Source organism: Lentilactobacillus buchneri (genome assembly GCF_018314255.1).
Taxonomy (GTDB): domain Bacteria; phylum Bacillota; class Bacilli; order Lactobacillales; family Lactobacillaceae; genus Lentilactobacillus; species Lentilactobacillus buchneri.
Map to the genome: position 1 here is coordinate 842,781 of NZ_CP073066.1, position 17,671 is coordinate 860,451.

At 45.4% G+C, this 17,671-nt stretch carries 20 protein-coding genes; 11 read left to right on the top strand and 9 right to left on the bottom strand.

The genetic code is table 11. The features are described from left to right. The first annotated feature begins 32 nt into the window (after positions 1 to 32). Positions 33 to 884 (top strand): fumarylacetoacetate hydrolase family protein, encoded by an 852-nt coding sequence (locus KE627_RS04135; RefSeq protein ID WP_013728768.1) that lies wholly within the window; start codon positions 33 to 35, stop codon positions 882 to 884. A gap of 124 nt (positions 885 to 1,008) precedes the next feature. Here the strand turns inward: KE627_RS04135 and KE627_RS04140 are convergent, their stop codons facing one another. Then, complete coding sequence (locus KE627_RS04140) at positions 1,009 to 2,061, bottom strand: lactonase family protein (protein WP_056938649.1); 1,053 nt, start codon at positions 2,059 to 2,061, stop codon at positions 1,009 to 1,011. A gap of 97 nt (positions 2,062 to 2,158) precedes the next feature. Here KE627_RS04140 and KE627_RS04145 point away from each other — a divergent pair, with 97 nt between their 5' ends. The 7 genes from KE627_RS04145 to KE627_RS04175 all read left to right on the top strand — a co-directional run bounded on the left by KE627_RS04145 (position 2,159) and on the right by KE627_RS04175 (position 8,063). Further along, a complete protein-coding gene (locus KE627_RS04145; RefSeq protein WP_056938648.1) occupies positions 2,159 to 2,650 on the top strand; it encodes a GNAT family N-acetyltransferase in 492 nt (163 codons plus the stop codon). 149 nt (positions 2,651 to 2,799) lie between these two features. Then, positions 2,800 to 3,267, top strand: a complete 468-nt coding sequence (locus KE627_RS04150) for a Fur family transcriptional regulator (RefSeq protein ID WP_013728771.1) — start codon at positions 2,800 to 2,802, stop codon at positions 3,265 to 3,267. 273 nt (positions 3,268 to 3,540) lie between these two features. Further along, entirely contained in the window at positions 3,541 to 4,539 is a 999-nt protein-coding gene (locus tag KE627_RS04155) for a peptidoglycan recognition protein family protein (RefSeq protein ID WP_013728772.1), read from the top strand. A gap of 255 nt (positions 4,540 to 4,794) precedes the next feature. Next, a complete protein-coding gene (gene proB / locus KE627_RS04160) occupies positions 4,795 to 5,610 on the top strand; it encodes a glutamate 5-kinase (RefSeq protein ID WP_013728773.1) in 816 nt (271 codons plus the stop codon). Continuing rightward, a complete protein-coding gene (locus tag KE627_RS04165; RefSeq protein WP_056938647.1) occupies positions 5,603 to 6,847 on the top strand; it encodes a glutamate-5-semialdehyde dehydrogenase in 1,245 nt (414 codons plus the stop codon). The genes proB and KE627_RS04165 overlap by 8 nt, the downstream gene beginning before the upstream one ends. A 321-nt stretch (positions 6,848 to 7,168) precedes the next feature. Continuing rightward, complete coding sequence (locus tag KE627_RS04170) at positions 7,169 to 7,717, top strand: MarR family winged helix-turn-helix transcriptional regulator (RefSeq protein ID WP_013728775.1); 549 nt, start codon at positions 7,169 to 7,171, stop codon at positions 7,715 to 7,717. After that, positions 7,698 to 8,063, top strand: coding sequence for a rhodanese-like domain-containing protein (locus tag KE627_RS04175; RefSeq protein WP_013728776.1), 366 nt, complete (start codon positions 7,698 to 7,700; stop codon positions 8,061 to 8,063). The genes KE627_RS04170 and KE627_RS04175 overlap by 20 nt, the downstream gene beginning before the upstream one ends. A gap of 92 nt (positions 8,064 to 8,155) precedes the next feature. On the opposite strand, the gene KE627_RS04180 is transcribed toward KE627_RS04175, so the two are convergent. From KE627_RS04180 to KE627_RS04205, 6 genes are all read right to left on the bottom strand, one after another. Beyond that, a complete protein-coding gene (locus KE627_RS04180; RefSeq protein ID WP_013728777.1) occupies positions 8,156 to 9,679 on the bottom strand; it encodes an ABC transporter permease/substrate-binding protein in 1,524 nt (507 codons plus the stop codon). After that, positions 9,672 to 10,616 carry an ABC transporter ATP-binding protein gene (locus tag KE627_RS04185; protein WP_013728778.1) on the bottom strand — a complete coding sequence of 315 codons (945 nt, stop codon included), beginning with the start codon at positions 10,614 to 10,616 and terminating at the stop codon, positions 9,672 to 9,674. Before KE627_RS04185 ends, KE627_RS04180 begins: the two co-directional genes overlap by 8 nt. Before the next feature lie 63 nt (positions 10,617 to 10,679). Further along, positions 10,680 to 11,450 carry a YibE/F family protein gene (locus KE627_RS04190; protein ID WP_013728779.1) on the bottom strand — a complete coding sequence of 257 codons (771 nt, stop codon included), beginning with the start codon at positions 11,448 to 11,450 and terminating at the stop codon, positions 10,680 to 10,682. After that, the gene (locus KE627_RS04195; RefSeq protein WP_014940570.1) at positions 11,450 to 12,565 is read right to left on the bottom strand and encodes a YibE/F family protein; all 1,116 of its coding nucleotides are present in this window, start codon (positions 12,563 to 12,565) and stop codon (positions 11,450 to 11,452) included. Before KE627_RS04195 ends, KE627_RS04190 begins: the two co-directional genes overlap by 1 nt. 167 nt (positions 12,566 to 12,732) lie before the next feature. Beyond that, positions 12,733 to 13,167: a universal stress protein gene (locus tag KE627_RS04200; RefSeq protein WP_056938645.1), complete on the bottom strand. Its 435-nt coding sequence runs from the start codon at positions 13,165 to 13,167 to the stop codon at positions 12,733 to 12,735. Positions 13,168 to 13,248: 81 nt separating this feature from the next. Continuing rightward, positions 13,249 to 13,773 (bottom strand): acyl-CoA thioester hydrolase, encoded by a 525-nt coding sequence (locus KE627_RS04205; protein ID WP_013728782.1) that lies wholly within the window; start codon positions 13,771 to 13,773, stop codon positions 13,249 to 13,251. Positions 13,774 to 13,976: 203 nt separating this feature from the next. Between KE627_RS04205 and KE627_RS04210 the strand changes: the two genes are divergently transcribed. From KE627_RS04210 to KE627_RS04220, 3 genes are all read left to right on the top strand, one after another. Next, a complete protein-coding gene (locus tag KE627_RS04210) occupies positions 13,977 to 15,047 on the top strand; it encodes a 2,3-butanediol dehydrogenase (protein WP_056938644.1) in 1,071 nt (356 codons plus the stop codon). Positions 15,048 to 15,225: 178 nt separating this feature from the next. Beyond that, the gene (locus tag KE627_RS04215; RefSeq protein ID WP_013728784.1) at positions 15,226 to 15,573 is read left to right on the top strand and encodes an ArsR/SmtB family transcription factor; all 348 of its coding nucleotides are present in this window, start codon (positions 15,226 to 15,228) and stop codon (positions 15,571 to 15,573) included. Then, positions 15,563 to 16,186, top strand: coding sequence for a cation efflux transmembrane domain-containing protein (locus tag KE627_RS04220; protein WP_056938642.1), 624 nt, complete (start codon positions 15,563 to 15,565; stop codon positions 16,184 to 16,186). The genes KE627_RS04215 and KE627_RS04220 overlap by 11 nt, the downstream gene beginning before the upstream one ends. 203 nt (positions 16,187 to 16,389) lie before the next feature. On the opposite strand, the gene KE627_RS04225 is transcribed toward KE627_RS04220, so the two are convergent. Further along, complete coding sequence (locus KE627_RS04225) at positions 16,390 to 16,722, bottom strand: AzlD domain-containing protein (protein ID WP_013728786.1); 333 nt, start codon at positions 16,720 to 16,722, stop codon at positions 16,390 to 16,392. Beyond that, positions 16,709 to 17,416, bottom strand: a complete 708-nt coding sequence (locus KE627_RS04230; RefSeq protein ID WP_013728787.1) for an AzlC family ABC transporter permease — start codon at positions 17,414 to 17,416, stop codon at positions 16,709 to 16,711. Before KE627_RS04230 ends, KE627_RS04225 begins: the two co-directional genes overlap by 14 nt. Positions 17,417 to 17,671 lie beyond the last annotated feature (255 nt).

Here is a 17,671-nt window from a genome sequence, read left to right on the forward strand (position 1 = left end):
CGTTAATCGAATTAAAGCCAGGAGGGGTAATCTTGAAATTAGCAATGTATGATCATCAGCCAACATTTGTGGCGCTCCAAAACGGTCAGTTCTGGGGCGTTCCAATTATTGGTTACGACTCAATCGACGATATTTTAAACGATTGGCAGAACTTTTTGGCTAACGTACTCATTAATATTAACGACGATAAAATCATCGACAATGACAATGCCACTCAACTTGATCCACAACATTTTGAGCAGCCCGTTCAGCATCCCCGTCAGCTGCCGGCTGTTGGCTTCAACTATCTCGATCACATGAAGGAAATGGACATTGTCAAACCCAAGCGGCCCAACATCTTCAACAAGTTTGTCAGCTCTTTAGCCGGCCCTCACAACTCGATTCATTTGAGTAGCGACACCGTCGACTGGGAATCCGAGCTCGTCGTTGTGATTGGCCGTGGTGGCCGCAACATTAGCCGTGAAGACGCTGAAGACGCCATTGCCGGCTACATGGTCGGCCAGGATATTTCCGATCGAACCGTTCAATCAATCGATGGTCCCAGTACGCAGTTTGACCTTGGAAAATCCTACAAAAATTATTCGCCGGTTGGCCCTTACATAACCACCATCGCTGACGTTGACGATATTGTCTCCAAGACCGTTACCACCAAGGTTAACGGCGAAATCATGCAGCAGGCGACAATTGATAAGATGATTTTTGATATTCAAACGCTGGTCTCTTACATCTCGAACGTTATTGAACTATACCCCGGCGACCTGATCTTTACCGGAACGCCTAGTGGAACTGGCGTTGGCCGTGATCCGCAAGTCTTCTTAAAGTCCGGGGACCTGTTTACCAGTGAAATTGATGGTCTGGGAACCATCGAGACAAAGGTCAACTAATCAAGTCATTTATTTTTAAAGAATTTCCAATCAAAAAAGCTGGAGCTAAATCGTTGTGATTTGGCTCCAGCTTTGTTAGTTTAAGTTTTAATTGCAATTTAATTCTGACTGATACTCGTCAATGTTACTTCTTGCGTAAAATTGAAACACCTTCGGGCACCGTGAAATCCTTTTGAATCATGGTTAATTTGCCAGACTCGGGGTCACGCGTGTACAATGTAGCGTTGTCAGAATTTTGGTTCAAAGCGATCACAAAGGATTGATCATCGCTTAAATTAAAGTCGCGAGGAAAATCGCCTTCCGTTGAAATCCGCTGAATCAATGACAAATTACCGGATTCATCTGAACTGAAGACCGCAATCGAATTGTTCCCACGGTTGGAAACATACACGAAGCGCCCATCTTTGGAAACCCGGATGGCAGCGGCCCCATTATGTTCGGTCCAGTCATCAGGAATAGTCGAGTGAATGTCCCTTAAGGATAAGACGCCTTTGTCGGCATCATAGTCCAGTACGGCAACATTGCTGCTCAATTCGCCGACTAAATAAGCGACTTTCTTCTTGGCGTCAAAGTAAATATGCCGTGGACCATAGCCATCTTGCATTTGAAGTTCGCTAACCGGCACTAATTTACCGTTGGCTTCCAAATCATAGATAAAGACTTTGTCGACGCCCAAGTCAACGGCCACAACTCTACCTTCCGGTGTCAAATTGATATAGTGGGGATGAGGACCGTCCTGTTGCTCTTTTCGAAAGCCGAGGGTTCCCTTATCCATGATTCGGTCGGCCTTTGAAATTGAGCCGTCATCGGCAATCCGGTAGGTGTTAACCGTTCCGGCATGATAATTGGCGGTAAAGACTAACTGCTTATCTTCGTCAACCGCAATGTAAGCCGGTGAAGTTTCCTGATCGTGAACCGAAGCAATTGGTTTCAGTGGAAAATCATCGCTGGTACCATCCCATTCAACGAAGCCACCGGTCACGTCTCCCTTATCATCTTTGACTTTGGTGATCGCGTAGATCCGTTTTTGATTGGATTCCGCAACGTAGGTTGGGTCAATGGCGCTGCCAACAAACGTTAAATTTTGTAATTTTTGATTTTCAGTATCTAATTCTAACTGATAAACACCTTTACTAATTCTTCTGGTATAGGTTCCTAGCAAGTATTTTTCTATCAAAATTTTCCCTCCAATAAAAGTTTATGTCTTCATTATGCCACAGATAAAACCTAACCAAAACACATTTGAAAGCTTTTTCACGAAAGGAACAAATTTTATGACATCTTTTGAAAAATTTCATCCCGTTCTCACCGCCCACTTAACCCTTGATTGGCTAACCCAAACACCGGTAAAATCCATTGACGATCTGTTTTCCAAGCCGGCAGTTACAACCGCAAAGGCCGAGAAAATGCCCAGCCAAATTCTCGATACTGTTAAAGAGATCAATCACATAATGCGCCGGGTAATGAACGACAAGGAATTGACTTGGGGAATTACCGACTCCAACTCAGACGCGTTTGTTGGCATCATCAGCCTGCGTGGCTTTGAAGAAGCCACCCCATCGGGATCAATTGAATTCATCATTGACCAGGATCACCGTGAGTATCTGGCAGAAGTTGTTGAAAGAGCTATCCGATTTTCCCAGGATCATTTTGAATTCAATCAGCTTTCAATCACGTTTAATGATGTATCTTCACAAACCGCAAAAGAACTGAGTGGAATTGGTTTTGTAGGCGACGGCGAACAGCGGTTTACCATCCAACTTTAAACTAATTTCAAAGTAACAAAATTATTAACGACAATCCAATTCAGAATCGTTGCATATCCAGACCAAGCATATTAGAATTGTTCTAAAGTAACGATTGGATTATAATAACAGTGAAGAATAACAGAACGCTCCTCATGGAGGTGCCAATAATGACAAACACAACTTTAAAACGTTCCCTGGGTCAACTTAAAAAACAGGGCGTCCGGATTACTCCTCAGCGAGAAGTGATCTTGGATTATTTGATTACCCACCATAATCACCCGGATGTCGAAACCATTCGCGACGGCATCGAAGACAAGTTGCCCAACCTCAGCGTGGCAACAATCTATAACACCCTCAAGATGCTGGTCGACAATGGCTTGGTCATTGAACTGCCAAATAACGATGGCGGCATCCGTTATGACTATTTTGGCGTTTCCCATTACCATGCAATCTGTGAAAATTGCGGCAAAATCATCGACATTTTTGATGATGACTATCCCGAATTAGTCAAACACGTTCAACAAACCACCAGAGAAAAAACCGACTTTCTGGTAACCGGTACCCAATTAGAGGTCACCGGGATTTGCCCGGATTGCCAGCGCAAACTCCACCTGGCCAAGCTTGCCAATAAATGATTATTACAGCGTTAAACTGTTGATATATCAGTCATTAGCTCGATAATTTAAGAATTTTGTCAAGAACTCTTAATATGATTGACAATTAGTACCGCAAAGCCCACGGGTACGCGTTAAATCGCTATCCGTGGGCTTTTTGTCCGGTTGAATTGTATCATGCAAATCGTATATATTAATGACCGTAGCTAATTACCACTATGTAAAAATAAAATAAACATTTAAAACGAAACTTAAAAAAATCTGCAATAAACACTTCTGAAGGGAATAATTAATTTGAAAAAAAGAGCGATTGTAACAGCCCTTTGCTCGCTGACACTGGCGGCAATCGGCATGTTTGGACTAAGCAGCACTGCGGGGGCTAGCAGTGTCAACGATTATATTGCCAATAACAATATCGGCCATGCCAGTGTTACCTCATCGGTGTGGAGCGGTTTTCCAAAGAACGCCTACCGCAACGGAACCGGTAAGCCTGAAGGGGTCGTGGTTCATGAAACTGCCAACCCCAACTCAACGATTTATAACGAAATTGCGTACATGAAGAAGAATTATAATAACGCATTTGTCCATTCTTTCGTTGATGCCAGTCGAATTATCAACATCGCCAACACCAACTACTTGGCTTGGGGTGCCGGCTATCCGGCCAATGCCCGCTTCGTCCAATTTGAACAGGTCGAAGTCCACAGCAAGTCAGCGTTTGCCCACGAAATTGCCAACGCAGCTTACTACACCGCCTACATTTTGGATAAGTATGGCTTAAAGCCTAATGATGCAGCGTATGATGGCAAGGGAACTGTTTGGTCTCACGGGGGTGTCTCCAAATATCTGGGCGGTACTAATCACACCGATCCAGCCGGCTACTATGCATCAGCAGGTAAGAAATACTTCGGTGCCAGCTATACGTTTGCCCAATTTTATCAATTGGTTAAGACAACCTACAATAATTTGGCAGACGATGGTGCGGCCCATGGGTCACTAACCGCTTCATCAGCAAAAACAGCGTATGACAAGGTCACATACGCCAAAGCAGATACAAAGGCGTCATTAGGAGACAACTACAAGTCATACAGATTATACAATCACGTTAAGAATTCACGATCAGGGGTCAAATCCTATTCGTGGGCCTCAGTTGACGCTTCTGTTGGTAAGAAGGTCTATATTGATGACATCGGGACTAAATCAAACGGTCACGACTGGTATCGGATTACCTTCTCCACCGACAGTGGTGCGCAAAAATATTGGGTCTACGAAAAAGCCCTTGACCTAATCAATTGACATCATTTATGAATTAATATATGATTATGACAATTTAGAAGACCAAGTAGTGTGCGTACAGAGAAAGTGCCGTCGGCTGAAAGGCATTTAAGAACACGAATCCTATCTTCAAGACGATTGCCCTAATCCGGCACGGATTTTTCCGTTATAAAACAAAAAGTGTGAAGCCTGGCTTTGAATGAGAATGGTACCGCCCGTTGTGGGTGTCTCAATTTCAAAGCAGGCTTTTTTTATACAAAAATATGGGGTGAGCAGATGGACAAACGGATTATTAACGCAAATCGAATCGTGGTCAAGGTTGGTACCAGCAGCCTGATCCACCCAAACGGTGCGGTCAACTTGAAGACTTTTGATGAGCTGGCGTACACTTTGAGCGCGCTGAATAACCAAGGCAAGCAACTTGTCCTGGTTTCCTCCGGGGCAATTGGGGTTGGCTTGAACAAAATGCACCTCAAGAAACGGCCAACCGAAATTGGTGCCCAGCAGGCTTTGGCTGCTATTGGTCAGTCAGAGTTGATGACGCTGTTTACGCAACGATTCGACCACTATCTGACAGACATTGCTCAGGTGCTTTTGACCCATGATATCTTTGATTATCCCAAGAGCAACCAGTTCGTTATGAACACCTTCAATTGTCTACTGCGGGACAATGTGATCCCGATTGTCAACGAGAATGACACGGTGGCCACTGATGAGTTGGACCACAAAACCACTTTTGGCGATAACGACCAACTTTCAGCAATCGTGGCCAGCCACGTGGATGCAGATTTGCTGATCGTCTTGTCAGATGTCGACGGGTTCTATGATCAAAATCCTAATAAAGTCGCTGATGCCAATCTCATCAGAACCGTGAGCCACGTTGATGAAAATGAATTTGGTGTTGCCGGCGGGACCGGCAGCCGCTTTGGAACCGGCGGCATGCAGACTAAGCTGCTGGCCGCCAAACGAATGCTCGACGAAGACCGGATCATGGTTTTGGCCAACGGTGCCGATCCACGCATTATTTTTAAAATTTTAGCCGGCAAAGATGTGGGAACGATCTTTCAAAAGGAGAGTGTAGCTCATGAATGACAAATTAATCGAAATTGGCAAAAATGCCAAAGCTGCTGCTTATAAATTGAACCTGCTGGATACCGCGACCAAGAACCGAATCTTAAACGAATTTGCGATCGCCTTGGGGCAAAACGCTGAGCTGATTCTTACCGCTAATCAAAAAGACTTGGCCAACGCCACCGACATGCCCAGCAAATTTACCGACCGATTAAAGCTGACTTCCCAACGGATTGCTGACATGGCCGAGGGTCTCCGCCAAGTGGCTGGACTCGCCGATCCCATCGGTGATATCGACAAGGGCTGGGAGAATGACGCCGGCTTAAACATTGAAAAAAAGCGGGTACCGTTAGGCGTCATCGCCATGATTTTTGAAGCCCGCCCCAACGTCACTGTCGACGCCTCCGCTTTGACATTTAAGAGTGGCAACGCCGTCATCTTGCGTGGTGGCAAGGAAGCCATCAACACCAATTTGGCGCTGGCTGAGGTTCTCCGTCAGGTTCTAAGCGACAATCAGCTCGACGAAAATGCCATTCAGATTCTGCATGATACCAGCCACGATACGGCCAACGACTTGATGCATTTGAACCAATACGTTGATGTTTTGATTCCACGAGGCGGGGCCGGCTTAATCAATGCCGTTGTGAAAAACTCGACGGTCCCTGTCATTGAGACGGGTGCCGGCAACTGTCACGTTTACGTTGACAAGGATGCTGAGTTACAAATGGCCATTGACATCGTCGTTAATGCCAAAGTCCAACGCCCATCTGTCTGCAACGCCGCTGAGAAGCTGTTGATCCACCGGGATGTAGCTGAAAGCATGCTGCCGGCAATCGCTCAGGCGCTGGAGGACCACGGCGTTGAACTTCGTGGTGATGAAGCCAGCCGGCAAATTGTCTCCTCAATTACCCCGGCGACTCAAGAAGACTGGTCAACCGAATACAACGATTTGATTATGGCTGTTAAAGTCGTTGACGACGAGCAGGCCGCAATCGAACACATCAATCAATACTCCACCGGCCACTCTGAAGTAATCATTTCCGATAACTATCAAAGCGGTCAGGAATTCTTGAATAAAATCGACTCTGCCTGCGTTTACGTCAATGCCTCCACCCGATTTACCGATGGCTTCGAGTTTGGCTTCGGTGCAGAAATTGGCATTAGCACCCAAAAGCTCCACGCCAGAGGACCCATGGGCTTGAACGAATTGACTACCACCAAATATGTCATTCGGGGCAATGGGCAGGTTAGAAAATAACGAGTTTAATAAGCATATTGATGAGACCGGGAGACTGGGACAAAATGAAAGATTCTGTTCCAGCCTCTATTTGCGTCCGAATGTTATCTGGCAGAACTGTGCGCCAATAAGCAGCTTCCGGCCGTATAAGGGGATTACCCAAACATCCAAGCCCTGGATATTTGGGTAATCCCCTTATCCTCTGGAAGCAAACCGCTTATTGGCCCACGCTGCCGTTTTTTATTGAAAATACGCTGTCTTTCACTTCCCTTTTCTGACCAGATGACGTATACTGTATTTAGTTAGCCGGCTAACTAAATACAGAAAGGGGGGGGACCAACCGTGAGTTATTACAACTTTGTCGATCGACCCAGCAAGCAGCGGATTCAAGAGATGGCCGATCAATTACACTTGGCAGTATCACCTGATGCGGTGCATTTATTCTTGGATTTTCAACTCGCCTATCGGGAAGTCGAAAAGAACTATGAAAGTCTGGTGGCGAGTTTTGACCTAAGCGAATCCAGGTTCATCATCCTGATGTTCTTGTATTATGCAGATGACAAACAGCTGCTGCCCTCTGAGATTGCACACAAATTGGGGGTTACCAAGCCAACGATCAGTAAGCTGTTGCGGGGGATGGAACAACAAGGCCTTGTCAGCAGTCACCAGTCTTCAACTGACAAGCGGGTTCGGGATATTCAGTTAACACCTGCAGGTGAAAAGCTGCTGCGAACTTTTTTGCCCTATAACTATCGGTCAAGTTCCCTACTATTTGAAGATTTTACTGACGAAGAAAAACAACAATTCGCGCATTTACTACGAAAACTACTCAAATCCAAAGACAAGATCCAACAACTGGAGGAAGACTATCATGAACACAGAAAAAATTAATTTACTGGAAACTTATTTAAGTCTGTACATTAACCCCATGGACGTTTTGAAAGCCGGTCAAACCGGTCAGTCGCCCTATGTGATTTTAGATGTTCGAAATGCCCCTGCCCAGGTTAAAAAAGACCAGATCAAAGGCGCAGTTGCCCTGCCCGCCAAAGACTTGGCAGCTCATCTGAGTGAACTGGACAAAGCTAAAACCTATGTGGTTTATGACTGGAATGGCGGCACAATCTTGGGTAAACAAGCTGTTTTGATCCTGCTCAAAGCCGGATTTGACGCATTCGAACTTGCCGGTTCCCTGGAAGGCTGGAAAGGCATGAACCTGCCACTGGAAACCATTCAATAATTTTGGACGCATTTCATTTGAACAACGGACACCAAGAAGGCCGAAACATTAGAGAATCCTGATGTTTCGGCCTTTAGTCTGTCTATTTTAATTTACTTCAGTAAATGGTGCTGTTGCAGATATTGCTTAGCCACAGCCGCGGCCGAACGATGTTTAACGGTCACTTGGTAATTCATCTCCTGCATGTCACGGGTTGTGATTTTGCCTGCTAATCGACTGAGTGCGCGAACCACTTGTGGATGCGTCTTGGCAAACTGGTCGGTCATCAACGGCGCGCCTTGATACGGCGGGAAGAATTGTTTGGAATCCTTGAGCACCACCAAATGATACTCCCTGATTTGCGGATCGGTGGTGTAAGCGTCGGTGACGTCGACCCGGCCATCTGCCAAGGCGACATACCGTAAAGAGGGCTCCATTGTCCGAACTGATTTTAATTGGAAATGATAGGCTTTTCGCAATCCTGGGTAACCGTCGGACTGCTGGTAAAAGTCGGGATCAAAGGCGCCGGTTAATTGGCTGCCAACCCGTTGCAAATCCGCAATTGTGCGTAAGTGATACTTTTTAGCGGTTGACTGACGGACGGTAATCGCATAGCCGTTTTGGTAGGCCATTGGCTTCAGATACCGCATATGGAATTTTTGACTCAAGGCATTTTTAGCATCCCTGTAGGCCAATTGAGGCTCGCTATTCACCTTTTTGGGGGAATGAACCAGGGATTGGAGAACCGTGCCGGTAAATTCAGGATAAACGTCAATTTGGTCGCTCTGCAGTGCTTTGAAGAGAAAGCTGGTCCCGCCGAAGTTGGGTTTAAGTTGAACTTTTGTCTGTGGGCTCTCTTGTTTGACCAAGTCTTTATACATATTGATCAAAATTTCCGGCTCACCGCCCATTTTTCCAGCAATCGTAACCGTTTGGGCCGGCTTGTTGAACAAGGACCACCCTAATCCCGCGCCACCGAGGATCAGTACTACTAAGACGCCGATTCCCAGCTTTTTGAAAGAAAATTGAGATAAGACTTTGATTAACCAACTGGCAACCAGTGCCAAGATGGCTGATAAGACTGCGCCAACGATTAAGGCGGCATTGTTGTTAGTCTGAATGCCTAACAGGATATATGTTCCAAGACCGCCACCGCCAATTAAAGCGGCCAGGGTGGCCGTCCCGATCACCAGGACAGTCGCAATTCGGATTCCCGAAAGAATCATCGGCATCGCTAATGGCAGCTCGATCCGGAACAATTTGAACCGTTTGGTCACGCCCAAAGCGTCGGCAGCTTCCAACAACACAGGATCAATGTGGGTCAGGCCGGCATAGGTGTTTTGAAAGATTGGCATAATTGCGTACAGCACCAAGGCGATAATTGCCGGTACCGTGCCAATCCCAACAAACGGGATTAAAATTCCTAAAACTGCAAGGCTGGGGATCGTCTGAATCACGCCGGCAATTTGGGAAATGATTTCGCCGATTTTTGGCCGGTTCACCAAACAAATCGCTAAAGGAATCGCAATCACGATGGTAATCAAGATCGCAATCAATGAGATTTCGATATGCTGCCAAAGGGCTTGGATGATGGCAGCGGCATTTTTATCAACATATGCCACGACTTCGTCAATCATTTGTCGGCTCCTTTCCCAAATCGGCGACATAAGAAATCAAGTCACTTTGCGTCAGAATGGCACCATCCACCAAAATCAGCTGGCCGGGATTTTTTTCCAACAGACCCGCCCATTCATAGACTGTCTGGCTGTTCTGCAGCGTAATCGCCTGGTCATCTTTGCCAACTGGACGCCCCAGGCCGGCATTAAGCACTTGTTTTAAAAGTCTGGTGCCGGAATTGTCGACGTCAAAGAACCGTTTGACAAACTCATCGGCAGGATTGGCCATCAAATAATCCGGCTCACCTTCCTGTAAAAGAACCCCATTATGAATAACCGCCAATCTATCAGCGAGTAAAAACGCTTCGTGCATATCGTGAGTCACGAATACAATCGTGGTGTCAATTTGTTGATGGAGATTCAAAATAATCTTCTGCAGTTGCCTACGGGATACCGGATCAAGGGCACTGAAGGGCTCATCCATCAACACCAACTTGGGGCGGGCAGCCAGGGCCCGGACAATGCCGACCCGCTGAGCTTCCCCACCCGATAATTCGTCGGGCATCCGGTTCAAAAATTGATCAGGGTCCAAATTAACTTTGCTCATCAATTCAACCACCCGGTCATGCTTTTTTTGAGCCGGCCAACCCAAGTTATCAAGTTGAATGGTGGCATTTTGTTCAACGGTCATATTGGGAAACAGCGCCCCGGTTTGCAGAACGTAGCCGATGTGTCGCCGCAATTTTTGTAGGTGACTGTCGGCGACGTCCTCGCCGTCAATTTTGACCGTGCCGCTGGTTGGTACCACTAAACGATTAATCGTCTTCAGAAGGGTCGTTTTCCCACTCCCGGAAGGTCCGACCAACACAAAAAGCTCACCATCATCAATGGTGAGGTTCAAATCTTTCAATGCAAATTGGCCGTCAAACTTTTTTGTGACATTCGTAAACTCAATCAATGTCGATCACCTCGTAAAATCCATGGTGTTTTAAATATACTCATTTTGACGATCGAACACAACTCAATGCTTTAACTGTGCTTTGTGGAGTCGCTTCAACTTGAAACTCATCAGCCAAGTCGTAACGGGAATCGTCGTAACGACCCCGATTAAGGAAACCACAATCGCGATCAATTCCGCAGCAAACACCTTGTCGTTAAGAATATCGCCGAAGGAATAATTCAAGCCATAGAACCAAATGAATAACGCCAACGAACTGCCAAAGAAGCCAAAGAACAGAGTATTAACGGCCGTTCCTATGATTTGTTTGCCAATCACGGTGCCATCCAAGAAGAGCTGTTCACTTTTAATGGCTTGATGTTGAGTTATAATTTCATCCAAGCCAGAGGCAATCGCAATTGCGGCTTCCGCGACCGCTCCCAATGAACTCAGAATGGCGGTTGCAATCGCAATTTTCGTGAAATCAATGCCGACATACGTTGAAAGGCCTTCAAGTTCCTCGCTGTCTTCCAAACCAAAACCGCCAACCTGGGCCCAATATTCAATCGGAATAATAATGACTACAATCAATATCAAAACAATCACCGAAGCCTGAAAGGCCGTGGTTGAGGCGTTGTCGCTGGCACTGCTCCAAAAAATAGTGATTGACAGTAAAATCACGCTGGCGACAATCGTGACGATAATTGGCGGCAGGTGAAAGGCAATCAGCACAATCGTGAAAAAGAGAATGCCAAAATTAACCACCAGGCTGAGAAATGAGGTGATACCCTGTTTGCCCCCAACAATGATCATCAAGACCAGCAGAACAATCCCCAAGGCTGTAATAGCTCCCATTAGCGTTCATCCCCTTTAATCCAGAGTCCGGCAAAGGCACTCGATAAAATTACCGTCAGAACGATCCCAATGCCGCTAATCAGGCTGGAAGTCATCCCCAATGACATGTTCATCGAAAACGAATAGTGCCAGGTGTTGCCATTTTTTAAGTAAAGTAAGGTCATCGCCAGGGTTTCGGCCATGAAGATGAAGAACAAAACGTTAATCAGGGGCCCCATAATCGATTTGCCAATTTGTCTGCCTGATTTAAAAATCGCCATTCGAGACAGTTCCGGGCGCTCCTGCTTCAACGTCGCCAAAGAAGCGACAATATCGGTGGCCTCATCCATGACGGCTCCCAGCACCCCAATCAGGACTTCGGCGATAAACAACGGCTTGGGCAGCTGAGTAACGTACTGCATCGACTCATAATAGATACCCCGCTCGTTGGTGAGGCCGAAGACGATCAGCGTAATCAAGATCGTTGCCGCCGTCGCGCACAGCACCGCCGACAGCGTCACCAGCATTTTCTTGCTCCAGCCCATAACCAGCAGTAAGGTCACAAAGCAGAAAATGACCGCCAAAACGCTAAAAATCCAGATAACCGCAGCCCCGTTATTATTGTGGTCAAGCTTAACAGCTATCCAGAACAGAATCGTGTTGATCAGGATGCTGGAAATCACCGTCACACCTCGCAATTTAAGAATGACAAATAACAGGCTGATGGCAATCGCAAATAGAAAGGCAATCGGTGCATCCCGCTTAATATCTTTAACAGTCGCGTGTAGTTTAGGCTGAGTATGTAACGTAATAAAGAGCTTTTGTCCCTTGGTATATTGATGGTCCATTGCATGCGAATCTGAGTAGGCATTCTTAATGCTTAATTTTTGACCAGCATACTTCCCGTTGGTAATCGTGCCGAAAAGCTGCTGATTGTGGTAATGATCGACATTTTGAAACTCATCGGTCATCTTGATTGCTTTGCCGTTTTGCACCCGGTCTACTCGATAAATGGTCTGCTGGTACAGGCCATCATTGTGCTGGCAAAAAAAGGCCGCTAAAAAACAAAAGGCGACGACCAGGACAATCTGAAGCCACGTCATTTTACTCGTTAATTTAGAGTTCATATTGCACATCTTTTCAGATTAATTTTAGAATTATTGTAACATCTGTGGAAATGAAAGCGTGGATTTATTTAGAATCGTTAGGAAAGCGAAAGATTCACCGGATTAAAAAAGCCGGTGATAAGGACAACGCCTTGATCACCAGCTATTCATCGGGTTATTACGAACCCTGTTACTCATTATTTTTCATAATCAACAACCATCACGTTAACCGTTGAATGTCGGACAACGTAAGCAGTTGTGGACCCCAAAATCGCTCTGGATATCCCGTTAACCCCGGACTTTCCAATGACGATCAACGAAGCGTCATACTTTTCGGGTAATTCTTTGGCAATTTGAATCTTTGGGACTCCAACAACGAAGTGGGTTTCGACTTTAGCGCCCTTCTTCTCGGCAATTTCTCGGGCATCGTCCAAAATTTCTTCTGCCCGCTCACGGAACGACTCCATCACGTCCTGGCCCAGCGTCACGCCGTACTGAACATAACGTTGATCACTGGCGACCGAAACAATCTGCAGGGTGGCATCAAATGACTTGGCCAAATCAGCAGCTTCTTCCACCGCCCTCATTGCATTGTCACTACCATCAACTGGAACCAAAATTGTGTCATACATCTCCAACACCTCCGAATCTGACTATCTAAGTTAATCATACCATTGTGTGATGGAATAAACATAAATCAAGTCCGGATAAATCTACTCAAAGCTCAGATGCGAAATAATTGTTTTGTTATCCGCCAACTCGGCATGCCGTTCTTTTAACCGGTCATCATAGGTAGCAAGCAGATATTTTTCTTCGGCAGACTCACCGACCAACTTAGGGAAATGGATCTCACTGATTTCATTGGTGACGATCAGCGTGCAAAAAGCCATAAAGGCAACCTGAACGTCTTTGGTCTTGGTATCGGTGGTCAAAAATTTGGTAAAGACCTCCACCGCACGCTTACTGCTGCCGGTGACATAGGAGATGCACGTTAAAATCTCATTGGGCCGGGCAGGTGATAGGAACTGGACATGGTCATAGCCCGCGGTCACAAATGATAGATTTCCCGGCAGAAATTTCACCCCGGCCAATCCGGCATTGGCATCCAAAATTCGTAAGGTTTCGCCGCCAAATTGAATTCGATTGTTATTCAACTGGGCTGGAAACACATAGCTTTCATGAATCGCCCTGGTGTCTGAGCACTTGATCGTTTCGATGATAATCGCCTCCAAATTCAACGGATTTTCAATCACTTGCTAATAAAATCTACACATTCAATGATAACCTTTTCATGCCTATAATAGCAAGCTTTTTAAGTGTTATACGAAAGGATTGTGAATGAAATTTTAAATTATTCAGCTGCTTATTGTAAGCGATTTCACATAGGTGTAAACTTAGGGTGTTGATGGTAAGAAGTTTTTCATTCTAGGAGGTCATAATTATGAAAGCAGTACGTATTTATGGTGAAAAGGATATCAGAGTTGAAGACGTTGAGATTCCAGAACCAAAGGATGATCAAGTTCAAATTAAAGTTAAATATTGTGGAATTTGCGGAAGTGATTTGCACGCCTATCTCGAAGGCTGGGGCCTGCCAACCGTTCCTTATCCGTTAACCGGTAAAACCGTGCCAATTACGCTGGGGCACGAATTCTCAGGTGAAATTGTTAAAGTCGGGAAAGACGTTGACGACTTACAAGTCGGTGACCACGTTGCCGTTGAACCACTTTTAGCTTGCGGCAAATGTGAAAACTGTCGGGCAGGAAACTATAACTTCTGTAACCGTGCCGTTTCAACTGATGGCGCCGGCAACTTCCTGGGCTTCTCAGAAGATGGTGGGATGGCTGAATTTGCCAACGTTCAAGGGGTCTTTGCCCACAAGATGCCAAAAGACATGGACTTTGAATTAGGTGCTTTGGCAGAACCAACCGCCGTTGTTTACGAAGCTATCAAGAAGAGTCATTTGCGTGAAGGCCAAAACGTTGCTGTCATGGGAGCCGGCCCAATTGGCTTGCTGGAAGCTGTTTTAGCTAAGATCGCAGGTGCCAACCACGTATACATCGTTGATGTTTCTAAAGTTCGTTTGGACAAAGCCAAGGAATTAGGCATTGAACATGTCCTTGACCCAAGCCAAGACGACGTTGAAAAGATCATCAAACAAGACTTACCAAATGGTGTGGACATTACCTTCGAATGTGCCGGCGTTCAAGCAACCTTTGATTCAGCATTGAAAGTTACGAAGCGAACCGGAATTATTCAAGTAGTTGCCCTCTATGCAAAACCAGTTACCATGAATATGACTGACGACCTGATTATGCAAGGTAAAGACGTTATCACCACCCTCTGCTACAACAACTCATTCCCGAATGTGTTAGGCATTATTGATAACCACAAGGATCTGTTCAAGAAAGTTGTCACTAAGAAAGTTAGCTTGGATAATGCATTGGAAGACGGCATTAAAGCTCTCTCAACCGATAAATCACAAGTTAAGATTATGATCGATCCATCACTGTAAGCATCAAGTAAGTTAACGAGAAAGTAGGAAGACTGGTAACGATGAACATTTTTATTCATCGTTGCCGGTCTTTTCTTTGTTAGAGAAGTTGCTCATTGGGCTTAAAAAATAACCAACAGATATTCAATCCATCGGCAAAAACATATGTTATAATCTTCATATGAAAGGAATGACATATATGACTGATGACTCCGTTTCAATCAACTCAATCGTTCTTATTGATAACCGACATTTGTCGGAATCGGAACGGATTTTTAAATTACTCAGCAATCCCAACCGGCTGCAGATGCTAAAAGTCCTCGCGCAGCAGGAACTGAACGTCAGTGAACTGGGAAATCTGCTTGGTTTGGAGCAGTCCTACGTTTCCCACCAATTAGCATTATTAAGGAAACATCAGCTGGTGTCATCCCACCGCGAAGGCAAAGCCAACTATTATCGACTAGATGATCCCCACATCCTCGACGTCATCAATGAGATGCTCGAGCATGCTGATCACGTTATCAGGGGTAAAAAGCATGGAGAGTAACACTGATTCACAAACACTCGTCGACCGCAGCCTCCACACTGAATACTTTTCAACAGCCTGGATGGCGTTCGAATTCATGGTTGGGTTTTATTCAGGTCTCAAAGCCGGCTCAATTCTGTTAATCGCATTTGGGCTGGACAGTTTTTTAGAGATTATTTCTGGAAGCACGCTCATTTGGCGACTACGAAAAGAAAATACTGGTGCCGGCCCTGAAGCAATCGAACGGGCAGAAAAGCGCTCTTCATTAATTGTTGGAATCGTTTTGCTGTTGCTGGCTATTTATGTCACCGCCGTGTCACTGTTTAACCTATTCACTCACGCAACGGCAGACACCAGTTATTCTGGTATCGCCATTGGGATTGCCTCGGTTTTATTAATGCCTATTTTGACAATCCGGAAACGGTCACTGGGCAAAGCGCTCCACTCGGATGCCCTCGTCGAAGATGGCATGTGCAACATCACCTGTGCCTACATGGCAGCGACAGTCTTAATCGGCGCACTGTTAACCGCGCTGCTCAACTGGTGGTGGGCTGACTCAGTCGCCGCTTTGATTTTAGTGTATTTTATTGCCAGTGAAGGATGGGAATCGTTTCAGGAAGGGTATAAAAAGTAAAGTCCCCACACAATTAACGCAAGTATGGCCAAAGCATCTCCAATTCTATTCTCATTTTCATCATTTTGAATATTACATTGCGGAAACGTGGGACGTAAAGCAGTTTCCGGCCATATAAACAGGCAATCCGAATATCCAAGTTCTGGATATTCGGATTGCCTGCTTATATTCTGGAAACTAACCGCTTCACGTCCCACTCTGAATTACATTCCCATAACCAGCCGAATCACACCAAGCGAGATAACCCCCACCACCACAATCACGAGCAGATTCTTGGAAATGACTGCTGCCAGCACTGTCGGCAGTGAAGCAAGGAAATTTTCCCAGTCAATCGATGGTAAGTGGCCGATATGTTGAACAAATAAATTTTCAAACCATAATGCTGACATAATCGCAATTGGAACAAAACTCAAGAATTCCACGACGCCTTTAGACAGCTGAAACTTTTTCAGCACGACAAACGGGGTAATTCGAGACAGCCAAGTGACGATGCCCGTGCCAATGATTGTCAGCAGCACAAAATTAAAAGAAGGCATGTTTCATCACCACCCCAAAGCTGCAGGCCACAAGGGTCACCAGCAAAATTAATAAACTGCTTGGGATGAAGATCAAGCCCAAGTAAATTGCGACCAACACAAACCCAACCACGATCAGTTGCAAGTTGAATTTGATTGATTTGTCACTAATCAATTGCAGATACAGTAAACCAATGAACATCGCTACCAGGGCAAAGTCCAAGCCGAATTTTTCAGGATTGCTGATGAAATTCCCTAGAACCGCGCCAACCAACGAAGAAAGAATCCAAGTCATGTAAGAAATGACGTTGGCGGTATTGAACCAAGCGAAGTTCAGATGATTGTCAGAATAATTCAGCTTGTTCATCCCTAAAGCAAAACTTTCATCCGTCAGCAGTGTCCCAACCAAAATATTCTTAAACATGCTGTCATGCTTAAAATAAGAGGCCAAAGTTGTGCTCATCAGAATCATCCGCGAGTTGACCAAAAAAACGGAAAAAATAATTGAAAAAATGGGACTGTGGGTCACCAGCATGCTGACAATGACGAACTGTGCCGACCCAGCATATGTAATAATGGACATCAACGTCACCAACAGTGGGCTTAATCCCGCGGCTTTACCGACAATGCCGAAAGCCACACCAATTCCTATGTATCCAAATACCGTTGGCAATGTATCCTTTGAAGCGGCAGAAACAGTTAAATCACCATTCATTTAACACACTCCTTCTTTGTTTTTATTTTATGTAGCTGAAAACGTGTGCCAAAAGGCCGCTTCCTATGCATAACTACGAATAACTTTCCGAGCTTTCAGCTAAAAAAGCCATTCTAGGTTATGCTACGCCGGCCATGAAATGCCAAGCCTACGTGGCGGAAGCAAAAACGCCTTTTGGCACACTCTGTTATTGCATTAGTAAAATTTTAATGGTGTTCTAATTTAAAGTCAATGATATTTAGATAAGAAAATCCT